23 protein-coding genes and 3 pseudogenes are annotated in these 26,809 nt (G+C 67.2%); 16 read left to right on the top strand and 10 right to left on the bottom strand.

Features of this window, described 5'->3' with window-relative positions; translation table 11 throughout:
• Positions 1-104 precede the first annotated feature (104 nt).
• Positions 105-859 (top strand): annotated as a pseudogene (locus N4G47_RS04160) (arginyltransferase).
• A gap of 37 nt (positions 860-896) precedes the next feature.
• Positions 897-2,105 (top strand): endonuclease/exonuclease/phosphatase family protein, encoded by a 1,209-nt coding sequence (locus N4G47_RS04155; RefSeq protein WP_475285403.1) that lies wholly within the window; start codon positions 897-899, stop codon positions 2,103-2,105.
• 141 nt (positions 2,106-2,246) lie between these two features.
• On the opposite strand, the gene purT is transcribed toward N4G47_RS04155, so the two are convergent.
• Positions 2,247-3,434, bottom strand: coding sequence for a formate-dependent phosphoribosylglycinamide formyltransferase (purT, locus tag N4G47_RS04150; RefSeq protein WP_475285401.1), 1,188 nt, complete (start codon positions 3,432-3,434; stop codon positions 2,247-2,249).
• Between the two features lie 142 nt (positions 3,435-3,576).
• Between purT and N4G47_RS04145 the strand changes: the two genes are divergently transcribed.
• The 6 genes and pseudogenes from N4G47_RS04145 to N4G47_RS04120 all read left to right on the top strand — a co-directional run bounded on the left by N4G47_RS04145 (position 3,577) and on the right by N4G47_RS04120 (position 7,561).
• Positions 3,577-4,458 (top strand): SPFH domain-containing protein, encoded by an 882-nt coding sequence (locus N4G47_RS04145; RefSeq protein WP_475285400.1) that lies wholly within the window; start codon positions 3,577-3,579, stop codon positions 4,456-4,458.
• Between the two features lie 45 nt (positions 4,459-4,503).
• Complete coding sequence (locus N4G47_RS04140) at positions 4,504-4,683, top strand: type II toxin-antitoxin system antitoxin (protein ID WP_475285398.1); 180 nt, start codon at positions 4,504-4,506, stop codon at positions 4,681-4,683.
• Positions 4,680-4,859 (top strand): DUF4177 domain-containing protein, encoded by a 180-nt coding sequence (locus N4G47_RS04135; protein ID WP_107230201.1) that lies wholly within the window; start codon positions 4,680-4,682, stop codon positions 4,857-4,859. The genes N4G47_RS04140 and N4G47_RS04135 overlap by 4 nt, the downstream gene beginning before the upstream one ends.
• A 2-nt stretch (positions 4,860-4,861) precedes the next feature.
• Positions 4,862-6,151 carry an alpha/beta hydrolase family protein gene (locus N4G47_RS04130; RefSeq protein ID WP_475285395.1) on the top strand — a complete coding sequence of 430 codons (1,290 nt, stop codon included), beginning with the start codon at positions 4,862-4,864 and terminating at the stop codon, positions 6,149-6,151.
• Complete coding sequence (locus N4G47_RS04125) at positions 6,148-6,741, top strand: PH domain-containing protein (RefSeq protein WP_475285394.1); 594 nt, start codon at positions 6,148-6,150, stop codon at positions 6,739-6,741. The genes N4G47_RS04130 and N4G47_RS04125 overlap by 4 nt, the downstream gene beginning before the upstream one ends.
• 9 nt (positions 6,742-6,750) lie before the next feature.
• Positions 6,751-7,561 (top strand): annotated as a pseudogene (locus tag N4G47_RS04120) (M15 family metallopeptidase).
• Between the two features lie 123 nt (positions 7,562-7,684).
• Here the strand turns inward: N4G47_RS04120 and N4G47_RS04115 are convergent.
• The 4 genes from N4G47_RS04115 to N4G47_RS04100 form a co-directional block, all read right to left on the bottom strand.
• Positions 7,685-8,056, bottom strand: a complete 372-nt coding sequence (locus N4G47_RS04115; RefSeq protein WP_019659313.1) for a DUF423 domain-containing protein — start codon at positions 8,054-8,056, stop codon at positions 7,685-7,687.
• 102 nt (positions 8,057-8,158) lie between these two features.
• A complete protein-coding gene (locus N4G47_RS04110; protein ID WP_107230198.1) occupies positions 8,159-9,232 on the bottom strand; it encodes a polyketide cyclase in 1,074 nt (357 codons plus the stop codon).
• A 232-nt stretch (positions 9,233-9,464) separates the two neighbouring features.
• Positions 9,465-10,106 carry a response regulator gene (locus N4G47_RS04105; protein ID WP_057496222.1) on the bottom strand — a complete coding sequence of 214 codons (642 nt, stop codon included), beginning with the start codon at positions 10,104-10,106 and terminating at the stop codon, positions 9,465-9,467.
• Complete coding sequence (locus N4G47_RS04100) at positions 10,106-11,302, bottom strand: sensor histidine kinase (RefSeq protein ID WP_475285391.1); 1,197 nt, start codon at positions 11,300-11,302, stop codon at positions 10,106-10,108. Before N4G47_RS04100 ends, N4G47_RS04105 begins: the two co-directional genes overlap by 1 nt.
• Before the next feature lie 150 nt (positions 11,303-11,452).
• Here N4G47_RS04100 and N4G47_RS04095 point away from each other — a divergent pair, with 150 nt between their 5' ends.
• The 5 genes from N4G47_RS04095 to N4G47_RS04075 are packed head-to-tail and all read left to right on the top strand — an operon-like array spanning position 11,453 to position 14,476.
• The gene (locus N4G47_RS04095) at positions 11,453-12,049 is read left to right on the top strand and encodes a GNAT family N-acetyltransferase (protein ID WP_010483371.1); all 597 of its coding nucleotides are present in this window, start codon (positions 11,453-11,455) and stop codon (positions 12,047-12,049) included.
• Positions 11,995-12,840 (top strand): septum site-determining protein MinC, encoded by an 846-nt coding sequence (gene minC / locus N4G47_RS04090; RefSeq protein ID WP_475285389.1) that lies wholly within the window; start codon positions 11,995-11,997, stop codon positions 12,838-12,840. The genes N4G47_RS04095 and minC overlap by 55 nt, the downstream gene beginning before the upstream one ends.
• 37 nt (positions 12,841-12,877) lie before the next feature.
• Positions 12,878-13,687, top strand: a complete 810-nt coding sequence (gene minD / locus N4G47_RS04085; RefSeq protein WP_107230195.1) for a septum site-determining protein MinD — start codon at positions 12,878-12,880, stop codon at positions 13,685-13,687.
• 2 nt (positions 13,688-13,689) lie between these two features.
• Positions 13,690-13,950, top strand: coding sequence for a cell division topological specificity factor MinE (gene minE, locus N4G47_RS04080; protein ID WP_053516176.1), 261 nt, complete (start codon positions 13,690-13,692; stop codon positions 13,948-13,950).
• 46 nt (positions 13,951-13,996) lie between these two features.
• Positions 13,997-14,476, top strand: a complete 480-nt coding sequence (locus N4G47_RS04075) for a hypothetical protein (RefSeq protein WP_475285386.1) — start codon at positions 13,997-13,999, stop codon at positions 14,474-14,476.
• An 88-nt stretch (positions 14,477-14,564) separates the two neighbouring features.
• On the opposite strand, the gene N4G47_RS04070 is transcribed toward N4G47_RS04075, so the two are convergent.
• From N4G47_RS04070 to N4G47_RS04060, 3 genes are all read right to left on the bottom strand, one after another.
• On the bottom strand, positions 14,565-15,809 hold the full coding sequence (locus N4G47_RS04070; protein ID WP_475285384.1) for a DUF819 family protein: 1,245 nt from the start codon (positions 15,807-15,809) through the stop codon (positions 14,565-14,567).
• 127 nt (positions 15,810-15,936) lie between these two features.
• Positions 15,937-18,015: a S9 family peptidase gene (locus tag N4G47_RS04065; RefSeq protein WP_475285382.1), complete on the bottom strand. Its 2,079-nt coding sequence runs from the start codon at positions 18,013-18,015 to the stop codon at positions 15,937-15,939.
• Positions 18,016-18,221: 206 nt separating this feature from the next.
• Positions 18,222-20,186, bottom strand: coding sequence for an OPT family oligopeptide transporter (locus tag N4G47_RS04060; RefSeq protein WP_475285380.1), 1,965 nt, complete (start codon positions 20,184-20,186; stop codon positions 18,222-18,224).
• A gap of 254 nt (positions 20,187-20,440) precedes the next feature.
• Between N4G47_RS04060 and N4G47_RS04055 the strand changes: the two genes are divergently transcribed.
• The gene (locus N4G47_RS04055; RefSeq protein WP_475285378.1) at positions 20,441-22,195 is read left to right on the top strand and encodes a peptide MFS transporter; all 1,755 of its coding nucleotides are present in this window, start codon (positions 20,441-20,443) and stop codon (positions 22,193-22,195) included.
• Between the two features lie 56 nt (positions 22,196-22,251).
• Here the strand turns inward: N4G47_RS04055 and N4G47_RS04050 are convergent.
• Together N4G47_RS04050 and N4G47_RS04045 are read right to left on the bottom strand one after the other, a co-directional pair.
• Positions 22,252-24,239 (bottom strand): annotated as a pseudogene (locus tag N4G47_RS04050) (alpha/beta hydrolase family protein).
• Positions 24,240-24,401: 162 nt separating this feature from the next.
• A complete protein-coding gene (locus N4G47_RS04045; RefSeq protein ID WP_057496234.1) occupies positions 24,402-25,037 on the bottom strand; it encodes a LysE/ArgO family amino acid transporter in 636 nt (211 codons plus the stop codon).
• A gap of 136 nt (positions 25,038-25,173) precedes the next feature.
• On the opposite strand from N4G47_RS04045, the gene N4G47_RS04040 reads away from it, so the two are divergent.
• Both N4G47_RS04040 and N4G47_RS04035 read left to right on the top strand, forming a co-directional pair.
• Positions 25,174-26,079 (top strand): LysR family transcriptional regulator ArgP, encoded by a 906-nt coding sequence (locus N4G47_RS04040; protein ID WP_475285375.1) that lies wholly within the window; start codon positions 25,174-25,176, stop codon positions 26,077-26,079.
• Between the two features lie 92 nt (positions 26,080-26,171).
• Positions 26,172-26,618, top strand: coding sequence for a GNAT family N-acetyltransferase (locus N4G47_RS04035; RefSeq protein ID WP_279919910.1), 447 nt, complete (start codon positions 26,172-26,174; stop codon positions 26,616-26,618).
• Positions 26,619-26,809: the final 191 nt, after the last annotated feature.

The following is a 26,809-nucleotide window of genomic DNA, read 5'->3' as shown; positions in this document are numbered from 1 at the left end:
GAGACAACAACGCCCGGGTGCGACATCGGTTGACGCCGCGGTCGGTTCCATTCATCCGGCGGACAGTCGCCGCCACTGCGACGGGCTGGGGCTATGCTGTGTGCATGGCGATACACGGCGACAGAGACGACGAACTGCGGCTTTTCCAGACCGGCGAGCACCCCTGCGGGTACTGGTCGGACCGGGTGGCGCGCGACCTGGTGCTGGACCCCACGACCGCCGCCTGGGCGGCCTGTATCCGCTGGCCCTGAGCTGGGGCTTCCGCCGCAGCGGCGACCTGGTCTACCGGCCCCACTGCGCGCACTGCCAGGCCTGCGTGGCCGTGCGTATCCCGGTGGCGCGTTTCGCCCCGGACCGCAGCCAGCGCCGCTGTGCCGCCCGCAATGCCGACCTGGAAGTGCGGATCACCGCCGCCACGGCCCGCGACGACCTGTTCGCGCTGTACCACCGTTATCTGGTGCACCGCCACGCCAATGGCGGCATGGACGACCACGGCCCGCACGAATTCGAGCAGTTCCTGATCGGCAGCTGGTCGCACACCCGCTTCATGGAAATGCGCCTGCCCGGCCACGACGGTCAGCCCAGCCAGCTGCTGGGGGTGGCGGTGACCGACGTCACCGAGCACGGCCTGTCGGCGGTCTACACCTTCTTCGACCCGGAGCACGCCGCGCGCGGGCTGGGCACCTTCGCGATCCTGCAGCAGATCGAATGGGCCCGCCGCGAGGGGCTGCCCCACGTGTACCTGGGCTACTGGATCCGTGGTCACCAGAAGATGGACTACAAGCGCCGCTTCCATCCACTGGAGGCCTACGACGGCCGCCGCTGGCACGATTTCGACAACGATCTGGACGGGCGCTGACAAACCGCTGACACCGGAGCGGGTGCAGAATAGGGCCATGAACGCCAAACCCCTGATCCTCGCCCTGGCCCTGCTCTGCGGCGCCACCGCCCCCGCCTTCGCCACGACCCCCGCGATGACCGAAAAGCCGTCCTCAGCGCTGCGCCTGGCCACTTACAACACGTCGCTGTATTCCGACGAGACCGGTGGCCTGATCAAGGAACTGGAAGGTGACAGCGAGCACGCGCGCAAGATCGCGGCGGTGCTGCAGCAGGTGCGCCCGGACCTGGTGCTGTTGAACGAGTTCGACTTCGACGACGCCCATCGCGCTGCCGACCTGTTCCAGAAGCGTTACCTGGAAGTGGCCCAGCCCGGTGGCGGCAAGCCCCTGCACTTCGCCTACCGTTACCTGGCCCCGGTCAACACCGGCGTGCCCAGTGGGCTGGACCTGGACAACAACGGCGTGGTGGGCGGCGAAGGCCGCAGCCGCGGCAACGATGCCTGGGGCTACGGCCTGCACCCGGGCCAGTACGGCATGCTGGTGCTGTCACGCTACCCGATCGACGAAGCCAAGGTGCGCAGCTTCCAGCTGCTGAAGTGGAGCGCGATGCCCGGCGCGATCCGACCGGTCGATCCGCGCACCGGCCAGAGCTTCTACAACGATGCGGTGTGGTCGCAGCTGCGCCTGTCGTCGAAATCGCATTGGGACGTGCCGGTAAAGACCCCGGCCGGCGTGGTGCATGCGCTGGTTTCGCACCCGACCCCGCCGGTGTTCGACGGACCGGAGAAGCGCAATGCCGCACGCAACCACGACGAACTGCGCCTGTGGCAGGAATATCTGTCCAAGGGTGACAAGCCGTGGCTGTGCGATGACAAGGGCCAGTGCGGTGGCCTGGCGCAGGACGCGCGCTTCGTGATCCTCGGTGACCTCAACAACGACCCGGTCGATGGCGATGGCCGCCATGAGGCGATCGTCGAGCTGATCGAGAACGCCCGTGTGCTGCGCTACCCCACCCCACGCAGCATCGGCGGCGAGCAGACCAGTCTGGCCTATGCGGCCAAGGGCATCACGCGCAGGGGCGCACCGTTCCACGCCACCGGCGATTTCGGCCCGAAGTCCGGCACCATGCGTCTGGACTACGTGCTGCCCTCGACCGGTTTCGAGTACGTCGGTAGCGGCATCTTCTGGCCGGCCAATGAAAGCCCGGAGGCGAAGATCGCCGACGGCAGCGACCACCACCTGGTGTGGGTGGATGTGAAGCCGTAAGGCAGATTGCTCCGTAGAGCCGAGCCTACGCTCGGCTCCCGCGCGCGGCGCGGATTGAAAAGCAGCCGAGCGCGGGCTCGGCTCTACAGTAGATTCGCGCAGCGCAGGGAAAGCCGCCGGGCATGACCCGGCGCTACCGCTTTACGGGCGCAGCTCGACGCCGATGGCGTCGGCGGCCTCACGTGCGATGGCACGTGCTTCGTCAATGGTTTCAGCGCGCGCCAGGGTCACGCCGACGCGGCGATGGCCGTGCACGCTCGGCTTGCCGAACAGGCGCACGGCGGTATCGGGCACCTGCAGCGCGGCGGCGACGTTGTTGAAATACGGCACGCCCTCACCGTGCGCCAGCAGTGCGCACGACGCCGACGGACCGCTCTGGCGGATCAGCGGGATCGGCAGGCCGAGGATGGCGCGCGCGTGCAGGGCGAACTCGCTCAGTTCCTGCGAGACCAGGGTCACCAGGCCGGTGTCATGCGGGCGCGGCGACACTTCGCTGAACCACACCTCGTCGCCCTTCACAAACAGCTCGACGCCGAACAGGCCCCAACCGCCCAGGTCATCGGTGATCGCGCGCGAGATCTCTTCCGCACGCGCCAGTGCCTTGTCCGACATCGGCTGCGGCTGCCAGCTTTCGCGGTAGTCACCGTCCTTCTGCAGGTGGCCGATCGGCGCGCAGAACGAGGTGCCGCCGGCGTGACGCACGGTCAGCAGGGTGATCTCGTAGTCGAAATCAATGAAGCCTTCGACGATGCAGCGGCCGGCACCGGCACGGCCACCGGTCTGCGCATAGTCCCAGGCCGGGGCGATGTCGGCCTCGCTGCGCAGCGTGCTCTGGCCCTTGCCCGAAGAGGACATCACCGGCTTGACCACGCACGGCAGGCCGATCGCCGCGACCGCGGCGCGGTACTCGGCCTCGGTATCGACGAAGCGGTACGGCGAGGTCGGCAGGCCCAGAGTCTCGGCGGCGAGGCGGCGGATGCCCTCGCGGTCCATGGTCAGGCGTGCGGCGCGTGCGGTCGGGATCACCCGCAGGCCCTGCTCCTGTTCCAGCTGCACCAGGGTCTCGGTATGGATCGCCTCGATCTCCGGCACCACCAGGTGCGGCTGCTCCAGCGCGATCAGCGCGCGCAGCGCCATCGCATCGAGCATGTCGATCACGTGCGAGCGGTGCGCGACCTGCATCGCCGGGGCGTCGGCATAGCGGTCGGCGGCGATCACTTCCACGCCCAGCCGCTGCAGCTCGATGGCCACCTCCTTGCCAAGTTCACCCGAGCCCAGCAGCAGCACACGGGTCGCGGAGGGAGACAACGGGGTTCCAAGCTTGGCCATGGCGGTTCCAGCAGCGATGTGAAGACGGGTGGGCATTCTAGCCGGTCCGGCCTGCGTCCCCGGCCCGGATCTTCCGACGAACGGTCGCCACATCTGATATCACTTTGATATCTTTTCATCGAACCCTCAAGGACGTACCGCCATGAAAGAGAAGTCGCTTGCCTCCCTCAACGGCCTGGGCACCCTGGCCGGATCCCTGCTGGCCGCATTGGCCGGCGCAGCGCTGTTCGTGCTGGGAGTGGCGGCCAAGGCCAGCACCGGCTCACCGAACCTGCTGTTGATGCTGGCCGGCATGCTGGTGATCGTCGCTGCGGTCTTCATCCTGGCCGGCCTGTACACCATCCAGCCCAACCAGGCCGCCGTGCTGAGCCTGTTCGGCAAGTACGTGGGCACGGTCAAGGACAACGGCCTGCGCTGGAACAACCCCTTCTATGCCAAGCGCCGGGTCAGCCAGCGCGTGCGCAACTTCGAAAGTGGCAAGCTGAAGGTGAACGAGCTGGACGGCAGCCCGATCGAGATCGCCGCCGTGATCGTCTGGCAGGTGGTCGACGCCTCCGAAGCGGTCTACAACGTGGACGACTACGAGAGCTTCGTGCACATCCAGTCCGAGTCGGCACTGCGCGCGATGGCCACCAGCTATCCCTACGACCAGCACGAGGACGGCCAGCTGGCCCTGCGCAGCCACGCCAGCGAGATCTCCCAGCACCTGAAGAACGAGCTGGCCGAGCGCCTGGCCGATGCCGGCGTGCAGGTGCTCGATGCCCGCATCAGCCACCTGGCCTACGCCGCCGAAATTGCCCAGGCGATGCTGCAGCGCCAGCAGGCCAATGCCGTGATCGCCGCACGCACGCGCATCGTGGCCGGTGCCGTCGGCATGGTGGAAATGGCCCTGGCCGAACTGCAGAAGAACGGCGTGGTGCAGCTGGACGAGGAGCGCAAGGCGCACATGGTCAGCAACCTGCTGACCGTGCTGTGCTCTGATCGCGGCACCCAGCCGATCGTCAACGCCGGTTCGCTGTACTGAGCCATCCTCGCAACGGGGCGCCCCACCGCCCCGCCAGGAGTTTTCATGAGTGAGAAGAAAGCCTATCCGCTGCGCATCAATGCCGAGGTCCTGGCCGCGGCACAGCGCTGGGCTGACGACGAGCTGCGCAGCCTCAACGCGCAGATCGAATACGTGCTGCGCGACGCATTGCGCAAGGCAGGACGCCTGCCGAAACCCAGATCATCGCCGGAGGACAAGGAATGAGCACGCGTTGGAGCTACCAGACCGTTGAAGTGAAGACCACGATGATGGGCGTCCTCAAGGCCGAGGACATCCAGAGCGAGCTGACCCGGCAGGGCATGCTCGGCTGGGAGCTGGTCAACATCATCATCCCGGCGCCGATGCGCCCGGCCATGCTGGTCTTCAAGAAGGAGCAGTAACCATGTCCGCGCACCGCAGAGCGCTGATGCTGTCACTGGCCCTGCTCACCGGCCCGGCCCTGGCCGCCGAACCGCAGCAGGTCGCCAACCAGCTGCTGGATCACCTGCAGGCCGGCCAGATTGCCGATGCCGAAGCGATGCTGACCGCGCAGATGGCCCAGGCCGTACCCGCCGACCGGCTCGACGTGCTGTGGAAGTCGCTGGGCCCCCTGCAGCAACGAGGTGCCGCCGAAGTGAGCGCGCAGCAGGGCATGCACCTGGTGGTGGTGCCGCTGCAGTTCGCCAGCGGCCGGGTCGTCGCGCAGGTGGCCGTGGATGCACAGGACAAGGTGGCCGGCCTGATGCTGCGCCCGGCCCCGGCGGCCAAGGCAGCGCCGCCGCCCGCCGATGCGAACTATGGCGAGCGTGAATTCAGCGTGCCGCAGCCGCGCGGCGCACTACCGGGCACGCTGGCGCTGCCCAACGGCAAGGGCCCGTTCCCGGCGGTGGTCCTTGTGCATGGCTCGGGGCCGCAGGACCGCGATGAGACGATCGGCGGCAACCGCCCGTTCCTGGATATCGCCCGCGGCCTCGCCAGCCAGGGCATCGCCGTGCTGCGCTTCGACAAGCGCACCTTCGCCCGCCCGCAGGATTTCCAGGGCGGCACGTTCACCGTTGATGACGAAACCACCGACGACGCCGTGGCCGCGCTGACCGCACTGGCTGCCGACCCGCGCATCGACGGGCGCCGCGTGTTCGTACTCGGCCACAGCCAGGGCGGCATGCTCGCCCCGCGCATTGCCCGGCACTGGCCGCAGGCGCGTGGCGCGATCCTGTGGGCGGCGCCGGCCCGCACGCTGCTGGATCTGCTGCCGGAACAGAACCGCTACCTGCTGGGCCTGGACGGCGACATCACGGCGTCGGAGCAGGCCTTCCTGGAGGCGCTCGACAGGCAGATCGCCGCCGCACGGGGCAACGCGCCGGTGGCCGCCAGCGAGCTGCCGCTGGGGGTGCCGCAGTCATTCTGGAAAAGCATCGAAGCCGTTGATGCACGCGCCGATGCACAGTCATTGCGCACGCCGCTGCTGATGCTGCACGGCGGCCGCGACTTCCAGGTGCCCGACACCGACTGGGTGCTGTGGCAGAAGGCGCTGGCCACCCGCAACGACGTGCAGTGGCGGGCGTATCCGGCCCTGAACCACATCGGCATGGCCGGCACGGGTCGTAGCTCGTTGCAGGAGTACACGCAACCGGGCCATGTCGATGCGACGCTGATCGATGACGTGGCCACCTGGATAAAGGCACAGCGATGAACGGCAGCGACCCGAAGCGCTTCGAGGTGGCGGAGAGCTCACCGTTCCGCGTGCTGTGGGTGGTTCTGCCGCTATTGCTGGCCTTCGCCATCAGCGTCTACGCACAGTTGCACACGGCGCGTGCCAACGCGCCGTGGATGGAGGTGACCCTGTCGCCGCCGTGGTTCCGGATGGGCGGCAGCGCGGCATGGAGCCTGGTGGTGATCGCCGCGCTCGGCATGGGGCTGGGCCTGGCCTTCTTCCGGCGCCGGGTGGAGTTCGATGGCACAGTGCTGGACGTCCGTTCAACGATGTACCGACGTCGCGTGCCGGTGGCGCAGTTGCAGCTGGACCGCGCCGAAGTGGTCGATCTCGGCCGTGACCGGCGCTACGCCATCCGCTTCAAGACCAACGGCTATTCGATGCCGGGGTTCCATTCCGGCCATTTCCGCCTGCAGGGCGGCGGCAAGGGCTTTGCCCTGGTGACCGACCGCAGCCGCGTGCTGGTGCTGCCGGTGCGCGATGGCAGCACGCTGCTGCTCAGCCTGGAACGGCCGCAGGCGCTGCTGGACGCCCTGCGCAAGGTGGCCGTAACCGTGCCACGGCAGTAAGCTGCGGCGATGCAACGACGCCCGCCCCTGCTGATCAATACCGAGGCCATCGAAGCATGGCCCGCCGGCCTGCTGCGCGCGCGCAGCAACCTTGATGCGCGCCTCGCTGGCGCGGGCGCACTGGGTACTGCGGCGCAAGCACGATGGCCGCTACCTGGCAGCCGTGCTGGCACACGGGGTACATGCCATGGTGCCGCGGCTGGCGCGTGAGCCGGGCGTGGAGGAAGCGCTGTCACTGCTGGATGCGCCGCTGGCACGGCCGTTCGCCGCGACGCTGGAAGAACAGTGGCTGCCACTGACCGGCCTGCAGCAGCGACTGCAGCAGCTCGGCCTGGACCCGCAGCGTTACGCCGACGACAGTGGCCTGCCGCTGGAACCCGAACCCTGCCTGCTGCACCTGGCCGGCCACGACCGTTTCGGCCGCCCGCTATGGCTGCGTCGCGCCGCCGCACAGGGCTGGCGACGGATGCGCCTGCACGCAGCGCGGGATGGCATCGCGCTGGACGCGATCTCCGGCTTCCGCAGCCACGCCTATCAGCTGGGCATCTTCGAACGAAAGCGCGCACGCGGACTGAGCGTGGCGGACATCCTGAAGGTCAATGCGGCACCGGGCTTCAGCGAACACCACAGCGGCCATGCGCTGGACATCGGCACGCCCGGGGACGCGCCCGCCGAAGAATCGTTCGAAGCGACCGACGCATTCGCCTGGCTGCAGGCCCATGCCGGTGAACACGGCTTCCAGCTGAGCTACCCTCGCGACAACCCGCACGGCATCGTCTACGAGCCGTGGCATTGGTGCTGGAAGCCGGGCAACGACTGAGCAAGCGTCCGTGCCCGGTAGAGTCGACTGTCAGTCGACTGCTCCTGGCCCCGAAGCAAGCGCGGATCTCTTTTCTCGAAGCCGAGCATGGCTCGGCTCTACAGTCGTCGCGTCGTCACACCGTCACCGCCGCAACGCATTGATCGCCAGCAATACCCATCCGGCCATCATGCTGGTGCCGCCGATCGGCGCCATCCGCGTCGGCCACTGCCACAACGCACCACCGACCAGGCTGCCGGAGAACAGCAGCACGCCCAGCAGCAGCACATACAGCGCCAGGTGTGCGATCGCCCCCTGTGCGCGCGGCCCGAGCGCCACCAGCACCGCACCATGCGCGAACGCATACAGCGCTGCCATGTTCAGATGCTGCTGCGCCAGCGGATCGGCCACGCCATGCGAGGCATAGGCAGACAGGCCGATCGAGGCCGCAGCCAGCAGCGCACCCAGGCAGGCCAGCAGGGAGGGCTTACGTGCGCGACGTTCCAGATTGAACATGAGGGCTCCTTGCGCAGCGCCGCTTGCCGGGCGCCAGATGAAAAAACGCGCCGCAATGAGCGGCGCGTTTTCGTGTCCAACATTACATGGGTCAGCCGAAGCTTACTTGACGGCCCAGTAGATGTCGTAGGTACCTTCCGGGGTGAACGACTTGTCGATGCCGTCCTTCCAGGATTCGTACGGACGGTCGATGACTTCGTTGCCCGAGGTCACGGCCCAGGCACGCAGGCCATTGCGGGCCACGTCCAGACCCGCCATGTGGCCGGTGTAGGCCGCATGCGCCGAACGGTGCGGAGCCACGTGCAGGTACTTGACCGGAGCGCCGCCGTCGATCTTGACGGTCAGGGCTTCAGCGGTGGCACCTTCAGCACCCTTCTTCTTCACCGGCTGGGCGATGTCGAAGGCGTACTTCTCCTGACCGAAGTCGGTGGTGATGATGCGGAACGGGCCAGCGGCTTCAAGGCCATTGGCCTCCATCACGCGCTTGATCCACTCCTGGTTGTCCTTGATGGACTTGGTGATGGTGTCCTGGCCACGATCGACGTTACCGGCGTTGACCACCAGCAGATCCTCGGCCGGCACTTCAACAATGGCCAGATCGGTCAGCGGCGCTTCCGGGGTGCGGTAGTCGACGTTCGGGACGGTGGCGAGCATGTTGGCCATGCGCGACAGGCCCATCTTGATGTCGTCGCCGATCTGGCGGCTGACATACAGGCCGGCATAACGGCCGAACAGGTCGAAGCCGTACTTCACCGAGTAGTCCTGGGTGATCTTGACGTTACGGCCACCCTTGCCGGTCGGCTCCAGGGTGAAGGTGGTGACCTTGTCGTGACCCTTGGTGGCGTCTTCGATGGCGATCGCCACGCGCTTGTTCTCTTCGGCGTCGGTGATCTTCCAGGAACCGGTGCCCAGGTCCTTGGAGGTGAAGTCGAGGGTGGCGCCCTTGCCGGAGGCCGGGCCGGACAGCTTCAGTTCAACGGCGGGATCGCGCAGTACCAGCGGGTTCCAGTCCTTGAAGCGGCGCAGGCTGCTGACCGTGTCGTACACGATCGTCATCTTGCGGTTGGTCTCGATGCTTTCGGTGATGTGACGCTCGCCCGGCAGACATACGCCAATGATGACGAACAGGCCAGCCACGATCCCCAAGGCGATCAGGAACTCGATAATACGGGTCATTCAGAGAGTCTCCGGGGCCGATCCCACGGCCGGGTTGATTGAAGCGAAGCGCCAATCCTAGCAGGCTTCGCGGGCATTGTTTATCGGGATTGGCGCACCGGTTTCCCTGCCGGCTGCGTATTTGTATGGACAAAGAATTCGAAGGGTAACGCATACCGCTACCCGGCATGTAGGGGGCCGCCGGCCCGACCCCCGCATGGCCACCCAAGTCTTTGTATGAAAACGATTTTCCTCAGACCAGCTGAAGTTCGAACGCCTTCAGCACGGCACGCGTCCGGTCGCGCACGCCCAGTTTGGAAAGGATGTTGGACACGTGGTTCTTGATGGTGCCCTCGGCCACGCCCAGCGAGTTGGCGATCTCCTTGTTGGAGAAGCCGCTGGCCATCAGCCGCAGGATCTCGGTCTCGCGGTCGGTCAACGGATCGGGCCGGTCCAGGCTGACGAATTCGTTGCGCATGTGTTCCAGCCCGGACAGCAGGCGCTGGGTCACCGCCGGCTGCACCAGCGAGCCGCCGTCGGCCACGGTGCGGATGGCACCAACCAGCTGCTCCAGGGTGACGTCCTTGAGCAGATAGCCCTTGGCGCCGGCCTTGAGCCCGGCCAGCACCAGCTGGTCATCGTCGAAGGTGGTGAGGATGATGGTCGGCGGCAGCTGTTCCTGCCGCGACAGCACCTGCAGCGCTTCCAGACCGGACATCACCGGCATGCGCATGTCCATCAGCACCACGTCCGGGCGCACCTGCGGTATCAGCTCGACCGCCTGCCGGCCGTCGCCAGCCTCGGCCACCACTTCGATGCCGTCGTCGAGCGCCAGCAGGGAGCGGATTCCCTGCCGCACCAGGGTTTGGTCGTCGACCAGGCAGACGCGAATCATCAACGCACTCCTTCAGGAACCTTGGTAAGGGCCGCCACCAGCACCGTTGCCGGAACCGTCGCGCGTACCCGGAAGCCTTCGCCGGGACGGGTCTCGATCTTCAGCTGGCCACCACATTGTTGCAGGCGCTCGCGCATCCCGCGCAAGCCGTTGCCCACATTGACCATATCCGCGCCGACACCGTCGTCGCGGGCTTCCACCACCACCCGGTCGGGGGCTTCACGGTACACCTTGATCCACAGATGGCGGGCGCCGGCGTGGCGCACCGCGTTGGTGATGATCTCCTGGGTGCAGCGCAGCAGCACATGCGCCCGCTGCGGGTCTTCCACGTTCAGCGGGTCGTCGATCTCCAGCTGGATGTCCAGCGAAGGCACGTTCTCGGTCAACGGGCGCAGCGCCGCGGCCAGGTCGATGGCACCGGTCTCGCGCAGCTGGCTGACCACCTCGCGCACGTTGCCCAGCAGCAGCTTGGCCAGTGCGTGCGAGCGCTTCACGTGCTCCAGCGCCTGGCCCTCGGCCAGGTGTCCGGCCACTTCCAGGTTCAGGGTCAGCGCGGTCAGCTGGTGGCCGAGCAGGTCGTGCAGCTCGCGCGAGATGCGGGTGCGCTCGTTGACGCGCGCACTCTCGGCCAGCAGGGCCCGGGTCGCGCGCAGTTCGGAGTTCAACCGGCGCTGCTCGTCACGGGCCTCGGTCTGCTGCCGGGCGACCAGGCTGGTCACGAAGATGAACATGGAAAAGCCGCCATACAGCAGCGACTGCATCACCGCCTCGAACAACGGGAAGCGCAGCAGCATGTAGTACACCGGCGCCACGGCCAGCTGGCTGACCAGCAGCCACAGCACGCCCAGCCGCACCGACAGCATCCACGGAATGACGCCGGCGGCGACCATCATCAGGATGCTGCCCAGGCCCGAACCGCTGAGGAAGCTGACCCCCAGTGCCGAGACCGTCAGCAGCAACAGCAGGCCACGGTCCAGCCAGCTGGTGTGGCTGTCGCTGCGCAGGATGCGGGTCAACCAGTAGTACGCCGTGCCGAAGGACAGGTAGGCCACGAACAGCAGGACTGCCCAGCCGCCCATGTCGTTGCGGCTGTGCAGGTTCTCGAACTGCGAATAGGCCAGCGGCAGGCCGACCATGACCCAGGTGAACAGGCCGGCCAGGCGGAGAACGCGGGTATGGCTGAGGGCTCCCAACATGCCAGCACTCTACGGGCCCGGCCTGCGCGCCGCACCCCACGGAAGTCATGCCTGCCCGGTCGCCTGTTCATGCCGCAGCCCACCCCGGGCATGCAATAATCGTGCGCAGGGTCCCTTGATGGACCAACCGCGTTACCCCACGGAGTCACAATGTCGATTGTCATCCGCGACGTGCGCGAGCACGAGCTCGATTCCGTCCTGGCTTTGAACAACAACGCTGGCCTGGCCATCCTTCCCCTGGATGCGGCCCGCCTGCGCCTGTTCTATGAAACCGCTGAGTATTTCCGCGTCGCCGAGCGCGACGGCAACCTGGCCGGCTTCCTGATCGGCTTCGGCAGCGACAGCCAGCACGACAGCAGCAACTTCGCCTGGTTCAAGCAGCAGCTGGACACCCCGTTCTTCTACATCGACCGCATCGTGGTCGCCAGCCGCCGCCGTGGCGGTGGTGTCGGGCGTGCGTTCTATGCCGACGCGCAGAGCTTTGCCGAGCTGCGCTACCCGCAGATGACCTGCGAAGTCTTCCTCGACCATGGCGCCGATGCCGCCCTGCTCTTCCATGGCAGCTTCGGCTTCCGCGAGCTTGGCCAGAACACCATGCCGCAGGTCGATGTGCGCGCCAGCATGCTGGCCAAGGAACTGTGCAGCTACCCGTGGGTCCAGGAGACCTATGGCGGCAAGCTGCCGGATGTGGCATGGACACGCGCCCGGCAGCTGCCGGCGCAGGCACAGCGGCCGACGGGGACCTGAGCGTGGCGGTGAATTTCGATTACGAACAGGCCGGTGAACTGAAGATCGGCCAGGTGGGCATCGCCAACCTGCGCATCCGCACCCTTGATGTCGAACGCCTCGTGCAGGAAATGCGCGAGCGCGTGACCCGCGCGCCGAAGCTGTTCGGCCGCGCTGCGGTGATCCTCGACTTCGGCGGCCTGAGCCAGGTGCCGGACGTGGCCACCGCGCAGGCGCTGGTGGACGGCCTGCGCAGCGCCGGCGTGCTGCCGGTGGCGCTGGCCTATGGCACCAGCGCGGTCGACCTGCTCTCGCAGCAGCTCGGCCTGCCGCTGCTGGCCAAGTTCCGCGCCCAGTACGAGCGCGCCGAGGCCGAACCGGCCCCGCCGCCGCCCGCAGCGGAACCCCGCCGCGCGACGCGCGCCGAACCGAAGCCGGCCCCGGCCGCGCCGGTGGCCAGGGTGGCCGATGCCGCCGCACCGCAGCCGGGCCGCATGCAGCTGGGCAACGTGCGTTCGGGCCAGCAGCTGTATGCGGAAAACTGCGACCTGACCGTGATGGCCACCGTCGGCGCCGGCGCTGAAGTCATCGCCGATGGCAGCATCCATATCTACGGCACTCTGCGCGGCCGTGCGCTGGCAGGGGCCCAGGGCAACACCGCGGCACGCATCTTCTGCCGTGATTTCCATGCGGAACTGGTGGCCATTGCCGGCCACTACAAGGTACTGGACGATGTCCCGGACACCCTGCGCGGCAAGGCCGTGCAGGTGTGGCTGGAACAGGACCAGATCAAGATCGCTGCGCTGGACTGACGCAGCCCCAAATCAATGCAGAACCAGGAGAAGTCCTTTGGCTGAAATCATCGTAGTCACCTCCGGCAAGGGCGGCGTGGGCAAGACCACTTCCAGCGCGAGCCTGGCCTGTGGCCTGGCGCGGCGCGGCAAGAAGGTGGCGGTGATCGACTTCGACGTCGGCCTGCGCAACCTCGACCTGATCATGGGCTGCGAACGCCGCGTGGTGTACGACTTCGTCAACGTCGTGCACGGCGAAGCCACCCTCAAGCAGGCCCTGATCAAGGACAAGCGCTTTGACAACCTGTACGTGCTGGCCGCCTCGCAGACCCGCGACAAGGACGCCCTGACCCAGGAAGGCGTCGGCAAGGTCCTCAAGGACCTGGCAGCCGATGGCTTCGACTACATCATCTGCGACTCGCCGGCCGGCATCGAGAAGGGCGCCTTCCTGGCGATGTACTTCGCCGACCGCGCCGTGGTGGTGGTGAACCCGGAAGTGTCCTCGGTGCGCGACTCCGACCGCATCATCGGCCTGCTGGACTCGAAGACCCACAAGGCCGAATCCGGGCAGAACGTGCCCGCCTTCCTGCTGCTGACCCGCTACACCCCGCTGCGCGTGGAAACCGGTGAGATGCTGAGCATCGCCGACGTCGAGGAAGTGCTGGGCCTGAAGGCCATCGGCGTGATCCCCGAGTCGGGCGACGTGCTCAACGCGTCCAACAAGGGCGAACCGGTGATCCTGGATGTCGAATCCGCTGCCGGCCAGGCCTATGACGACGCCGTCGCGCGCATCCTCGGCGAAGATCGCCCGATGCGCTTCACCACCGTCGAGAAGAAGGGCTTCTTCAGCAAGCTGTTCGGAGGGTAAGCATGGGCCTGTTCGATTTCCTCAAAGCGAAGAAGACCACCGCCGAAACCGCGAAGAACCGCCTGCAGATCATCATCGCGCAGGAACGCAGCCACCGCGGTGGCCCGGACTACCTGCCGCTGCTGCAGCGCGAGCTGCTGGAAGTGATCAAGAAGTACGTGAACATCGACGTCGATGCGGTGAAGGTCGACCTGGTGAAGGATGGCCAGCACGATGTGCTGGACATCTCCGTGGCGCTGCCGGAAGGCCCGGAAAAGCCCTGATCCCCTGCCCCGCCCGTGCCAGCATGGGCGGGGCCGGCTGACCCGCATGACCGACACGACACCCGAACCGAACGTCACCCGCGTCGGCGCCATCGCCTTCGCCGATGCGCAGCGCCTGCTCGCCGCGCATGGCCTGCAGCTGCACCACGTGGCCGACGGCGAGCCGATTCCCGGCAGCTACTGGGGCGAGCCCGAGGCGGGCATCATCGCCAGCAACGTGTACGTGCGCGATGACACGCCCGTGCATTCGATGCTGCACGAAGCCTGCCACCTGATCGTATTGCCGCCGGAGCGGCGCGCGCAGGTGCACACCGACGCCACCGATTCGGTGCCCGAGGAAGACGCCACCTGCTACCTGCAGATCGTGCTGGCCGCGCAGCTGCCCGGTGTCGGCAGCCAGCAATTGATGGCCGACATGGATGCGTGGGGCTACACCTACCGGCTGGGGTCTACCCGGGCGTGGTTCGAGCAGGATGCCGAAGACGCCAAGGCGTGGTTGATCGAGCGCGGGTTGCTGCAGGCATAGAGCGTCGGTAGTGCCGGCCGCTGGCCGGCAACCTCATGAAGCCGTGAAGCATCACCGGGTTGCCGGCCAGCGGCCGGCACTACCGGAATCACCCCTGCCCAGCCAGCGCGCGCAGGGTAATGCCGACGATGTAGGCCAGGTAGGTGCCGGTGGCGTAGCCCATCGTGCCCAGCAGCACGCCGACCGGTGCCAGCGCCGGATGGAACGCGGCGGCCACCACCGGTGCCGAGGCCGGGCCACCGATGTTCGACTGCGAACCGATGGCAAAGTAGAAGAACGGCACCTTCAGCAGCTTGCCCAGGCACCACAGCAGCGCGATGTGCACGCTGATCCAGATGATGCCCAGCAGGAACAGCCACGGCCGGTCCAGCAACGCCAGCAGGTCCATCTGCATGCCGATGCAGGCGATCAGGAAGTACAGCAGCAGCGAGCCGAGCCGCGAAGCGCCGGCGCCCTCCAGGGTGCGTGCGCGGGTGAAGCTCAGGCCCAGGCCCAGCGTGGTGGACAACACCACCACCCACACAAACGGTGCGTCCAGGCTGAACTGCGCCGCCCAGCTGACGTTGAGCTTGAACCAGGCCGCCAGCGGCGCGCCGATGGCGTGGGCCAGGCCGACGCCGCCAAAGGCCACCGCCACGATCAGCATCAGGTCGGTCAGGCTGGGAATGCGTTCGTGCTCGGCCTGGAAGCGCGCGATGCGCTCCTTCAGTTCATCGATGGCCGAGGTATCGGCGCCACTGCGTGCATCGATCTTGGCTGCGCGCCCGGCCAGGAAGATCAGCGCGGCCATCCACACGTAACCGACACCGACATCGACTACCGCGAACTGGCCGAAGGTGGTGGCATTGACGTCGAACACTTCGCGCATGGCGAGCATGTTGGCGCCGCCGCCGATCCAGCTGCCGGCCAGCGCGGCCATGCCGGCCCAGGTGTCGCCGGCCACGGTTTCCGGATGCACGGCGCGCATCAGCAGGAAGGCCACCACCGCACCGAGCATGATGCTGGCCGACGCGCCCAGGTACATCAGCACCAGCTTCGGGCCGAGCCGCAGGATGCCCTTGATGTCCACCGCCAGGGTGAGCAGGATCAGCGCCGCCGGCAGCAGGATGTCGCGCGCCACCGGGTTGTAGAGCTTGGTGTTCTGCCCGTCGATCAGGCCGACGGTGTTGTAGATGCCCGGCAGCAGATAGCACAGCAGCAGCGCCGGCACGAAGGTGTAGAAACGCTTCCACAGGCCCTGCTCGCGCGAGGCGGTCCAGAACACGGCACCGAGGGTGGCGGCGATCAAACCGAAGACGACGATGTCGTTCTGGATCAGAGCAGTCGAAGGCATGCATGCGCTCATGTAGAGCCGAGCCATGCTCGGCTGCTGTTGGCGGGATAAGGAGGCACAGAGCAGCCGAGCATGGCTCGGCTCTACAACAAGCAGAGCGCCGCCCCGGGGGCGGCGCTGGACCGGCTTATTCGCCGATGTGCTGCTTCAGCCAGGCGTTGACGGTGTCGTGCCACAGGATGCTGTTGTTCGGCTTCAGCACCCAGTGGTTCTCGTCCGGGAAGTACAGGAACTTCGATTCGATGCCCTGGCGCTGGGCAGCGGTGAACGCGGCCAGGCCCTGCTCGACCGGGATGCGGAAGTCCTGCTGGCCATGGATGACCAGGATCGGCTTCTTCCAGTCGGCGACGTGGTTGACCGGGTTGAACTTCTCGTAGTTCGCCGCCTTCTGGTACGGGGTACCGCCCTGCTCCCACTCGGTGAACCACAGCTCTTCGGTGGCGTAGCCCATCATGCGCTGGTCGAACACGCCGTCATGGTTGACCAGGCACTTGAACGGGCTGTTCCAGTTGCCGGCGATCCAGTTGACCATGAAGCCGCCGTAGCTGGCGCCCAGCGCACAGGCCTTGTCGCCGTTGAGGAAGGAATACTTCTTCAGCGCCGCGTCCCAGCCCTTCTGCAGGTCTTCCAGCGGGCGGTCGCCCCAGTGCTGGCTGATCGCATCGGTGAAGGCCTGGCCGTAGCCGGTGGAGCCGTGGAAGTCGATCATCACCACCGCGTAGCCCTGGCCGGCGTAGGTCTGCGGGTTCCAGCGGTAGCTCCAGCCATTGCCGAAGCTGCCCTGCGGGCCGCCGTGGATCAGGAACGCCACCGGGTAGGACTTGCCTTCCTGGTAGTTGTGCGGCTTGACCACGTAGCCGTGCACGGTGTCGTTGTTCCAGCCCTTGAACTCGAACTGCTCGTAGTCGCCGAAGGACACGTCCTTCAGCACGTCGCCAGCGGCCGGGGTCAGCGCGCGCAGCTCGCCGATCGGCTGGCCCGCGGCCGGCAGCAGGCCGACCAGCACCTGGTCGTTGCTCTTCAGGCTGTTGCGGGTGATCGCCACGCTGTTGCCGGCCACGTCGACCGCGGTGACGCTGCCGTCGCCGATCAGCTTGGTGGCCTTGCCGCTGGCCACGTCGATCTGGAACAGCGGGTGTTCGCCGAGGTCATCGGCGGTGGTGTAGATGCTGGCGCCATCGGCGGACAGGGCGATGCCACCGGCCGAACGATCCCACTGCGGCGCAATCTCGCGGGCCTTGCCGCTGGCCAGGTCCATCGCCATCAGGCCGAAGCGGTCGGCCTCGAAGCCCGGACGCTTCATCGCGCGATAGAACAGGGTCTTGCCGTCGGCGCTGAACACCGGGCCGGCATCCCAGGCCGGGTTGGACGCGGTCAGGTTGACCGGCGCCTGCTTGCCGGCAGCGTCGAAGCGGTACAGGTCGAAGTTGGTCGACCACGGCTCCTGCTTGCCGGCCACGCGGATGCTGGCCACCACGCTGGCGCCATCCGGCGACCACACGAAATCGTCATTGCCGCCGAACGGCTTGGACGGCGCATCACCATCGATGGTGGCGCTCAGCGCCGAAGCGCCCTTGACCGGACCGGCCTTGGCGGCCGGCAGCGGCGCCACGAACAGGGTGTTGCGGCGGCCGTCGTTCCAGGTGTCCCAGTGGCGCACGAACAGCGAATCGAAGACCTTGCCGCTGGCCTTGGCGCCGGCAATGTCCTTGAGCTTCTTCTCGGTGCAGGCCAGGTCCGAGGCACAGGCCTGGAACACGCCGGCGCTGAACAGCACGCGGTCGTCCTGCGGCGACACGTGGTAGCTGTCCACGTCGACCGCGAAATCGGTCAGCTGGCGCGGCGTGCCGCCGTTGAGCGGCTGCGCGTACAGCTGCTGGCTGCCGTTCTTGGCGCTGAGGAAATACACGGTCTGGCCATCGGCCGACAGCGAAGCGGAATTGACGTTCCAGCCGGCCGGGGTGATCTGCTTCGGCGGGGCCGCGTCGCGGGTGCGCAGGTTGCGTGCGAACAGCGCGGTGGAGGCCTTCAGGTTGGCATCGACGCTGCGCTTGGCGAACACCACGATGCCACCGTCAGCGGTCAGCACCGGCGCGGAGACGCGGTCCATCGCCACCATGTCGCGGACTTCCAGGCCACGGGCAGCGGCAACGCTGGGCAGGGCGGCCAGCAGGCTCAGTGGCAGCAGGGCATGACGCAGTTTCATCGGGGTCTCCGCAGGACGGCAAAAAACCGATGGTAGGCCCGTGCGACCAGGGCTGCCAAGGCCATCGGTCATGCCTGCGGGCGGGCAGCCGCCAGAAACAGCAAACCCCGCCGGGGCGGGGTTTGCTGTAGTGCCGGCCGCTGGCCGGCAACCAGGGGTATCACGGGATTCCGGGATTGCCGGCCAGCGGCCGGCACTACCCATTCTTACGCCACGGCGCGCTTGCCGGTGCGGTAGATCAGCCAGCCGACCAGGAACAGCACGGCCAGGCCGATCCACTGTGCGCCCGGCAGGTGGAACGGCACGGCCAGCACGTCGGCGCGGCTGCTGACCACGATCGGAATCGCGATGGCGATACCCATCAGCGCCTCGCCGGTGATCAGGCCGGCGGCGAACAGCACGCCCGGCTTGTGCACGCGGTCGCGGCCTTCTTCGTCATCGGCGCGCACCTTGTGGAAGCGCTCGACCAGGTAGGCGATCAGGCCACCGAGGAAGATCGGCACCATCAGTTCCAGCGGCAGGTAGATACCGATGGCGGCAGCCAGCACCGGCACGCGGAAGCGTGAATTGCGCGCCTTCAGCCAGCTGTCGAAGGCGATGATGGCGGCGCCGACCACGGCGCCGATGCCGATGAAGGTCCACGGCAGTTCACCACCGAACAGGCCCTTGGCCACCGAGGCCATCAGGTTGGCCTGCGGTGCGGCTAGTGCGTTCGGGTGCAGCTCGGACTTCACGCCAATGCCGTAGGCGGTAGCCAGCAGGTTCAGCACCGGGGCCATGATCAGCGCGCACGAGAACGCACCGATGCCCAGCATCAGCTGCTGCTTCCACGGGGTGGCACCAACGATGTAACCGGCCTTGAGGTCCTGCAGGTTGTCACCGCCGACCGCGGCGGCGCAGCACACCACCGCGCCGATCATGATCGCGGCCACCGCACCCAGCGGCGCACCGCCGGCACCGACCGGCTTGAGGCCATCGGCGCCCAGCAGCACGACCAGCACGGCCGAGGCGAACAGGATGGTGGAAATGGTGATGCCCGAGACCGGGTTGTTGGACGAGCCGATCAGGCCGGCCAGGTAGGCCGAGACCGAGACGAACAGGAAGCCGGCGACGATCATGATGAGGGTCATCGGGATCGATACGTGCCACTGGCCGACGATGGCCTGGTACAGGGCCAGCAGCGGCAGCACGAAGGCCACCAGGGCGACCAGCATCCACTTCATCGGCAGGTCGCGCTCGGTATGCGCCAGTACCGGGCCACCGCTCTTGCGGGCGGCGGCGAAGCCGCTCTTGACGCCGTTCAGCAGCGACTTGCGCAGCGAGATCAGGGTCCAGATGCCACCGATCAGCATCGCGCCGACGCCCAGGTAGCGCATCTTCGCGCCCCAGATGGCGAACGCAGCCTCGGTGGACGAGGCGGTGGCGACCGACGCGGCCAAGGCCGGATCGGTGTTCATGAAGAACGCCTGGTAGATCGGAATGGCGATGTGCCAGGTCAGGATCGAACCAGACACCACCACGATGCCGACATTCAGGCCGACGATGTAGCCCACGCCCAGCAGCGCCGGCGACAGGTTGGTGCCGATGAAGGCGGTGACCTTGGAGCTGCCGACGTAGGCCGAGGTGGCCCAGGCATCGGGAATCAGGCGCATGCCGCTTTCCGCGGCCAGCTTGACGAAGGCGCCGATCACCGCCGACAGGCCGAGAATCTTCAGGCCCGGGCCCGGATTCTCACCGGCCTTGAGCACTTCGGCGGCGGCCTTGCCTTCCGGGAACGGCAGCGGGTCTTCAACGATCATCGAACGGCGCAGCGGCACCGAGAACAGCACGCCCAGCAGGCCGCCCAGGCCAGCGATGCCCAGCACCCACCAGTACTTGAAGTCCGGCCAGTAGCCCATGATCACCAGCGCGGGGATGGTAAAGATCACACCGGCGGCGATCGACGAGCCGGCCGAAGCGCCGGTCTGCACGATGTTGTTTTCGAGGATGGAGCCACCGCCCAGCAGGCGCAGCACGCCCATGGAAATCACCGCGGCGGGAATGGCGGTGGCGATGGTCAGGCCTGCGAACAGACCGAGGTAGGCGTTTGCGGCCGACAGCACCACCGCCAGCACGATGGCCAGGGCCACTGCGCGGAAGGTGAGCTGCTTGGGCGCAGCGTCGTGGTTCATGGAAGCCCCTGCTGGCAAAAATCCCTTGCACGCTAGCGGTCAGGGGGCGGCAAGTCCAGTGCGGTTGGTCACCGCCGCCCAGGGCCTGCCGCCCTCTCCGGCCGGTACGGCAAGGCCAACCGGCCGATCCGGCAAGGCCGGCCCACACCTGCGGCAAAAAGGGGACGGAGGGGATTAAGTCGCATTTGGCATAAGCCGCATGCCCCGCGCCATCCCCTTCTATAATCGCGCCCTTTCCGCAGTCCCCGCCGTCGATGACCGTTGCCGCTACCGCCTCCGACGACTTCCTGGGCCATCCCAAGGGCGTCTACGTCTGCTTCTTCACCGAAATGTGGGAGCGCTTCTCCTTCTACGGCATGAAGGCGCTGCTGCTGCTGTACCTGACCAAGTACCACCTGTTCGGCGACAAGGCCGGCCTGGACCTGCTCGGCGCCTACGGTGGCCTGGTCTACTGCATCCCGGTGTTCGGCGGCATGCTGGCCGACCGCTGGCTGGGCATGCGCCGGGCGGTGCTGTTCGGCGGCATCCTGCTGGTGCTGGGCCACCTCGGCATGGCGTTCGAGGGCCACGCGGCGTACCGGGTCAACGGTGAAGTGGTGCGCGATACCTCGGCGCTGGCAGTGACCTATCTGTCGCTGGCGCTGATCATCATGGGCGTGGGCTTCCTCAAGCCCAACATCTCCACCATCGTCGGCAAGCTGTACGCCAAGGACGATCCGCGTCGTGATTCGGGCTTCTCGCTGTTCTACGCCGGCATCAACCTGGGCGCGCTGTTCTCTTCGCTGGTGTGCGGCTTCCTCGGTGAGGCCTACGGCTGGAAGTACGGCTTCGGCGCGGCCGGTATCGGCATGCTGGCTGGCCTGGCGATGTTCCTGTGGGGCCAGAAATACCTGCAGGGCCATGCCGAACCGCGGCAGCCGGCCGCGCTGAAGCAGAAGGTGCTGGGCCTGCCGCGCGAATGGCTCATCTATCTGTGCGCGGTGCTCGGTGTGCTGCCGGTGGCATGGCTGATGTGGGCGGCCGGCAATGGCGCGTTCGCGCTGGGCGGCGAAATCAGCCTGGCGCTGATGCTGATGCTGGTGGTGCTGGGGGGCGTGCTGGTCTGGTTCGCCTGGTTCACCGGCACGAAATGCACGCCGGTACAACGCCAGCAGATGATCGCGCTGATGGTGCTGATCTTCATGGCGCTGGTGTTCTTCACGATGTACGAGCAGTCCTACGGCTCGTGGGTGACCTTCACCGACCGCCTGCTGACCAAGGACATCGTACCCTCGCTGGTGATCACCGGCGGTACCCCGCTGCCGTGGTCGATCCTCTCGCTGCTGCTGGCACCGCTGGGTTTCGTGGTCAGCGCGCGGCTGTCCGAACGTCGCCCGGGCTCGACCGCGCCGCGTACCTTCTTCGCCGCCATCGTCGTGCTGATGCTGGTGCTGCTGGTACGCGACTGCCTGGTGATTCCGCAGACCGCCGGCTCGCTCACCTATCTGGGCGGGCTGTTCCTGGTGTTGCTGGCGCCGGCCTTTGCCGCGCTGTGGACCTGGATGGACCGCCGTGGCTGGGAGCCGGGCAAGCCGGTGAAATCGGCGTGGGGCCTGGTGATCGGTGCGCTGTCGTTCGTGCCACTGGCGCTGGCCGCACAGCAGGTCGGGGCCACCGGTGAGATGGCCAGCGTGTGGTGGCTGGTGCTGGCCTACTTCCTGCTGGCCAGCGGCGAAATGTGTCTGTCGCCGGTCGGCCTGTCGGCGGTGACCCAGCTGGCGGTGCCACGGGTGATGAGCCTGATGATGGGCACCTGGTTCCTGGCCACTGCGTTCTCGGAAACGCTGGCCGCGCTGTTCGGCAAGCTGGCCGCGATCGAGGTGCCCGAAGGCGAATCGCTGGACATGGTGGCCGCGGCCGGTGCCTACGCGCACCTGTTCTGGCTGCTGATGTGGATCGGCCTGGGCTGTGCCCTGGCCGCCTTCATCGCCGCGCCGCTGCTGAAGCGGATGATGCACGGGGTGAAGTAAACCCCGCGCGTGCGGAAAAGCAGGGCGGCGGAACGATCATCCGCCGCCCTGTCAGCTCAGGGCGCCTTATCCTTGCCGGCCGCAGGTGTGGTGGTGGCGGTCTTGCCACCCAGGCTGCGCGACAGGAACGCCAGCAGCTTGTCGTAGTACTCGCTGCGATGCGCCTCGGTATAGAAGCCGTGGCCTTCGGTCTTGTAGTACAGGCTTTCCACCGGCGTACCGGCGCGCTTGAGCGCCGCTTCCATGCGCTCGGTGTGCTGGATCGGTGCGCGCTTGTCTTCGCCACCGGCGGCAAGGAACACCGGCACCTTGATCCGTTCGGCCAGGTTCACCGGCGATACCGCGCCCAGCTTGGCCGGATCACCCAGCCATTCGCGCAGGTAGGTCACGCCTGAGCCGCGGTCCTGGATGTCGCCACGGGTGTACATCATCGGCAGATCGTAGACACCCACATAGCCGGCCGCGCACTGGTACAGCCCGGGTTCGCGGGCAGCCCCCATCATCGCCGCATAGGCACCGTAGCTGGCGCCGTAGATGCAGATGCGACGGCCATCGGCGATGCCTTCGCTGATCGCCCAGCGGGTGGCATCGGTGACATCGTCCTGCATGGCCGCGCCCCACTGCTGCGCGCCGGCCTGAGTGTGCGCCCGGCCATAGTTGCCCGATCCGCGGAAGTTGACCTGCAGCACGGCATAACCGGCAGCCGCCAGCATCTGGGTCTCGCGGTCGTACTCACCGGAATCGAAGATATCGAACGGGCCACCGTGCGGCAGCACCACCATCGGCAGGTTGCGGCCGTCACTGCCGGTCGGCAGGGTCAAGAAGCCATGCAACGGCAGACCGTCGCGGGCCTTCAAGGCGATCGGGCGCACCTTGGCGCTGCGCTCGATATCGATCCAGTCGCTGCGGCTGATCAGGTGATCGGCCTTGCGCGCCACGGTGTCGTACACATAGAAGTCGCCCGGGTTGGAACCCGACCAGGTCTCCACCAGCACGACGCGACCATCCCGGGTACTGGAGGTGATGTAGACCGGGCCTCCGAAGGCCGCTTCCAGGCTGCGGTACAGGCGCGCCTCCGGCGACTTCTCGTCGAAGAAGCGGGTACGCGGCGTGTCACCCATGTACAGCGCGCCCACCGGCACGTGGGTACCGGGCCGATGGATGATGCGATACGGGTTGACCACCTCGTCGCGCAGCAACGTGGCACGCTCGCCGGTCTGCGGGTTCCAGCTGACGATCGTATCCGGGCCCTGGGTCTGCTCGACGTTGAGATAGGCCAGGCTGTCATCGGCCGAGAAGCCGATGGCGGTTTCGATGCGCTTGCTGACGGCCTCGTCGTTGATCAGCTTCCAGGTGTCGCCGGAGCGCTCGCGGAAGTAGAGCTTGTTGACGTTGTCACTGCCGGAGCCGTGCACGAAACGCACTTCGCCGGCGCCGTCGGTGGTGAACTCACCCCGCCGTACCGGCGAAGACGCCACCCGCGAACGACGGCCGCTGGCCACATCCATGCGATCGACGCGGGTGAAGGGATCTTCGGCCAGCGGCCACACGGTCACCAGTACGTTGCGCTCGTCGCCCGGCAGGTCGTCGGCCAGGAAGGCGGCCACCGCTTCGACCTTCTTCGGCTGGATGCGCGTACCCGGGCCCTTGCTTTCGACGCGGTAACCGACCAGCAGCTCGCCGCGGTTGCCGTTGGCATCGATGGCATAGAGCTCGCCGGTGGGGTTGGGCTGATCCAGCGAGCCCCATTTCTCGGCCAGGCCGATCAGCAGGCGCTCGTTGCTGACCCAATCGAATGTCTGCGCATGATTGCGGCTGGGCGGCCAGAAACTGCCGACCACCTCCTTGTCCTTCAGGCGCAGGATCGCGATCGCGGTGCTGTCCTCCCTCGGCACCGTTGCCGCTACGTACTCGCCCCCGGCGAAATCTTGATGTCGGTGAAGGTCTCCCGACGCAGGTACTGCGTCAGATCCACCGCCCCCGCGCTGCCTGCGGCAACGCCCCCGATGACGACCAGTGCGACCGCCAGAATTGTCCTGCGCATCCTTCCCCTGTTCCAGTGGACACCTTGTCCTGGTCGTCGATTCTAGGCAGGGCTGGGCCATTCCCGCCAGCGCCGGAAAAGACGACGGCACCGTTGCCGGTGCCGTCGTTGCCACTACCTTGGAGAGAGAGTCAGGACGTGGGTTCGGGGGCGTGCGCCGGGTCAATGGACCCCGCGCAGCGCCAGCATGAGGGCCAGGATGCTGAGGATCACGGCGATGGTGCCGTCGAGCACGCGCCAGGTGCTGGGCTTGGTGAACAGCGGCGCCAGCAGGCGCGCGCCGAGGCCCTGCGCGGTCAGCCACAGGCAGCTGGCGGTGACCACGCCGGCAGCGAAGGCCATGCGCGCGTTGCCGAAGTTCTCGGCGATCGAGCCGATGACCATCATGTCCAGCCAGAAGTGCGGGTTGATCAGCGAGAAGCCGACCGCAGCCATCAGCACCGCGCGGCGGCTGCCGTCATCACTGTCGGCCTCGCCCATGCCACCGCCACCGGCAATCGCACGGCGCGCCGACTTCATGGCATACCAGGCCAGGAACGTCACACCGGTCCACAGCACGGCGGTGGTCAGCCACGGCAACGCCGAGGTGAGCGTGCGCAGGCCGGCCACGCTGGCGAAGATGAAGATGGCATCGATGGCCGCACAGGTGGCGACCACCGGCACGATGTGCCTGCGCAGGATGCCCTGGCGCAGAATGAAGGCGCTCTGGGCGCCGACCACGGCGAACAGGCCGATGCCGGTAGCTGCACCAGAGAACCAGGCACCGAGGCCGGTGCTGGCGGAGATGACCGAGAACATGGGATTCACTGCCTTTACTTGCTGGGGGACGGTGCCTCGCGAAGGCGGACAGCACCGGAACGGGCGCCATTGTCGCGCCGCAACATTAAAAAGACGAGCTAAACTTCCTAAACCAACATTAGCGGAGCTTAATTCGATGCGTATCGACCATGCCCAGCTGCGCGCCCTGGCCGCGGTGATCCGCGAGGGCAGCTTCGACCGCGCCGCGCAGTCGCTCAATGTCACGCCCTCGGCCATCTCGCAGCGGGTGAAGGCACTGGAGGACCGGGTCGGCCGCCTGCTGGTCAAGCGCGGCACTCCGGCCACCGCCACCGCCGAGGGCCAACTGCTGGTGCAGCTGGCCGAGCAGACCGCGCTGCTCGAACACGACGCCCTGCATCGGATGGGCCTGGCCGACGAGGACCTGCCCCAGGCCAGCATCCCGGTGGCGGTGAACCACGACAGCCTGGAAACCTGGTTCCCGCAGGCGGCCCATCAGTTCGCGCAGAGCACCGGCACCACGCTGGACCTGCGCGTGGAAGACCAGGACCACACCGTGGAGCTGCTGCGCCAGGGCACGGTGCTGGGCGCAGTGACCACGCTGGACGAGCCGGTGCAGGGCTGCCAGATCCACGCACTGGGCAGCATCCGCTACGCCGCCACCTGCACCCCGGAATTCCGCGAACGTCATTTCGCCAAGGGCGTGACCGCGCAGGCGCTGGCACAGGCGCCGGTGCTGGTGTTCAACCGCAAGGACGACATGCAGTCGCGCTTCGCCCGGCGCATGGCCGGTGGCGATCTGCCCAGCACCGCCCCGACCTGGTGGATCCCCTCCACCCGCGCCTTCGTGCAGGCCAACCTGGGGGGCATGGGCTGGACCATGAACCCGCTGCCGCTGGTCAAGCGGCACCTGGATGCCGGGCGCCTGGTCTACGTGCGCCAGCGCGCATGGGAAGACGTGCCGCTGTACTGGCAGCACTGGAAGGGCGACGTGCAGACCATGGCCCTGCTGACCCGCGCGGTGCTGGACGCCTCCTCGGCGCTGATCCGGCGCAAGCGCTGAAAAGGGGCTCCATCGGATCTCCATGGTTCCTACACACCCGGTCCATGCGTGATGCGGATACTGGCCGGCCGATCACTGCAAGGATGCCCTGCATGCCTGTATTCGTCCGCGATGCGCGCCCCGAAGACGCCGCCGCCTGCATCGATCTGCGTGGGCGCACCCGCGAGAACGCCTTCAGTGCCGCGCAGTTGGCCGAGTTGGGCATCACCGCGCAGACGTGGGCCGAAGGCACCGCCGCCGGCGATTTCATCGGCCGCGTCGCCTGGGAGGGCGAGCGCATGGTCGGTTACTGCTTCGCCGACCGCGACAGCGGTGAAGTGCTGGTGCTGGCACTGCTTCCGGATTACGAAGGCCGCGGCATCGGCCGCCAGCTGCTGCAGGAGGTGGTCAGCCTGACCCGCGATGCCGGCCACCGGCGGCTGTTCCTGGCCTGCTCGGCCGACCCGCGCTCGCGTTCGCATGGCTTCTACCGGCGCCTGGGCTGGCGCCCGACCGGGCAGATCGACGAGGTGGGTGACGAGATTCTTGAGCTGGTCTGATCGAAGGCGTCGCCAGGCAGGGCCTGGCGCTGTTGGGAGGGCATGGCGCGGCATGCCGGATGCTGCGTTGCATCAAAAAAGGACCGGATCCGGTTAGAATCGCGTCTGGATGCTGCAAGGCGTTGTTTCTTCACGCCCTTTCCCTGCTCCATGCGCATCCTGAACTCCTCCCCTCCGCCAACGATCCCGCC

This window comes from Stenotrophomonas sp. GSD10, from assembly GCF_056172695.1.
The sequence above is the reverse complement of the archived record's forward strand: the minus strand, read 5'-3'. Positions and strand labels throughout refer to the sequence as shown.

Excerpts from the sequence above, each read along its gene's own strand:
- N4G47_RS04145 (WP_475285400.1), top strand. The coding sequence starts at position 3,577 with ATGAAAGAGAAGTCGCTTGCCTCCCTCAACGGCCTGGGCACCCTGGCC.
- N4G47_RS04060 (WP_475285380.1), bottom strand. The coding sequence starts at position 20,186 with ATGAACCACGACGCTGCGCCCAAGCAGCTCACCTTCCGCGCAGTGGCC.
- N4G47_RS04100 (WP_475285391.1), bottom strand. The coding sequence starts at position 11,302 with ATGTTGGGAGCCCTCAGCCATACCCGCGTTCTCCGCCTGGCCGGCCTG.
- N4G47_RS04155 (WP_475285403.1), top strand. The coding sequence starts at position 897 with ATGAACGCCAAACCCCTGATCCTCGCCCTGGCCCTGCTCTGCGGCGCC.
- N4G47_RS04070 (WP_475285384.1), bottom strand. The coding sequence starts at position 15,809 with ATGCCTTCGACTGCTCTGATCCAGAACGACATCGTCGTCTTCGGTTTG.
- N4G47_RS04095 (WP_010483371.1), top strand. The coding sequence starts at position 11,453 with ATGTCGATTGTCATCCGCGACGTGCGCGAGCACGAGCTCGATTCCGTC.
- N4G47_RS04055 (WP_475285378.1), top strand. The coding sequence starts at position 20,441 with ATGACCGTTGCCGCTACCGCCTCCGACGACTTCCTGGGCCATCCCAAG.
- N4G47_RS04105 (WP_057496222.1), bottom strand. The coding sequence starts at position 10,106 with ATGATTCGCGTCTGCCTGGTCGACGACCAAACCCTGGTGCGGCAGGGA.
- N4G47_RS04140 (WP_475285398.1), top strand. The coding sequence starts at position 4,504 with ATGAGTGAGAAGAAAGCCTATCCGCTGCGCATCAATGCCGAGGTCCTG.
- N4G47_RS04125 (WP_475285394.1), top strand. The coding sequence starts at position 6,148 with ATGAACGGCAGCGACCCGAAGCGCTTCGAGGTGGCGGAGAGCTCACCG.
- N4G47_RS04130 (WP_475285395.1), top strand. The coding sequence starts at position 4,862 with ATGTCCGCGCACCGCAGAGCGCTGATGCTGTCACTGGCCCTGCTCACC.
- N4G47_RS04115 (WP_019659313.1), bottom strand. The coding sequence starts at position 8,056 with ATGTTCAATCTGGAACGTCGCGCACGTAAGCCCTCCCTGCTGGCCTGC.
- N4G47_RS04035 (WP_279919910.1), top strand. The coding sequence starts at position 26,172 with ATGCCTGTATTCGTCCGCGATGCGCGCCCCGAAGACGCCGCCGCCTGC.
- N4G47_RS04045 (WP_057496234.1), bottom strand. The coding sequence starts at position 25,037 with ATGTTCTCGGTCATCTCCGCCAGCACCGGCCTCGGTGCCTGGTTCTCT.
- N4G47_RS04075 (WP_475285386.1), top strand. The coding sequence starts at position 13,997 with ATGACCGACACGACACCCGAACCGAACGTCACCCGCGTCGGCGCCATC.
- N4G47_RS04135 (WP_107230201.1), top strand. The coding sequence starts at position 4,680 with ATGAGCACGCGTTGGAGCTACCAGACCGTTGAAGTGAAGACCACGATG.
- minE (WP_053516176.1), top strand. The coding sequence starts at position 13,690 with ATGGGCCTGTTCGATTTCCTCAAAGCGAAGAAGACCACCGCCGAAACC.
- N4G47_RS04065 (WP_475285382.1), bottom strand. The coding sequence starts at position 18,015 with ATGAAACTGCGTCATGCCCTGCTGCCACTGAGCCTGCTGGCCGCCCTG.
- purT (WP_475285401.1), bottom strand. The coding sequence starts at position 3,434 with ATGGCCAAGCTTGGAACCCCGTTGTCTCCCTCCGCGACCCGTGTGCTG.
- minC (WP_475285389.1), top strand. The coding sequence starts at position 11,995 with ATGGACACGCGCCCGGCAGCTGCCGGCGCAGGCACAGCGGCCGACGGG.
- N4G47_RS04110 (WP_107230198.1), bottom strand. The coding sequence starts at position 9,232 with ATGACCCGTATTATCGAGTTCCTGATCGCCTTGGGGATCGTGGCTGGC.
- N4G47_RS04040 (WP_475285375.1), top strand. The coding sequence starts at position 25,174 with ATGCGTATCGACCATGCCCAGCTGCGCGCCCTGGCCGCGGTGATCCGC.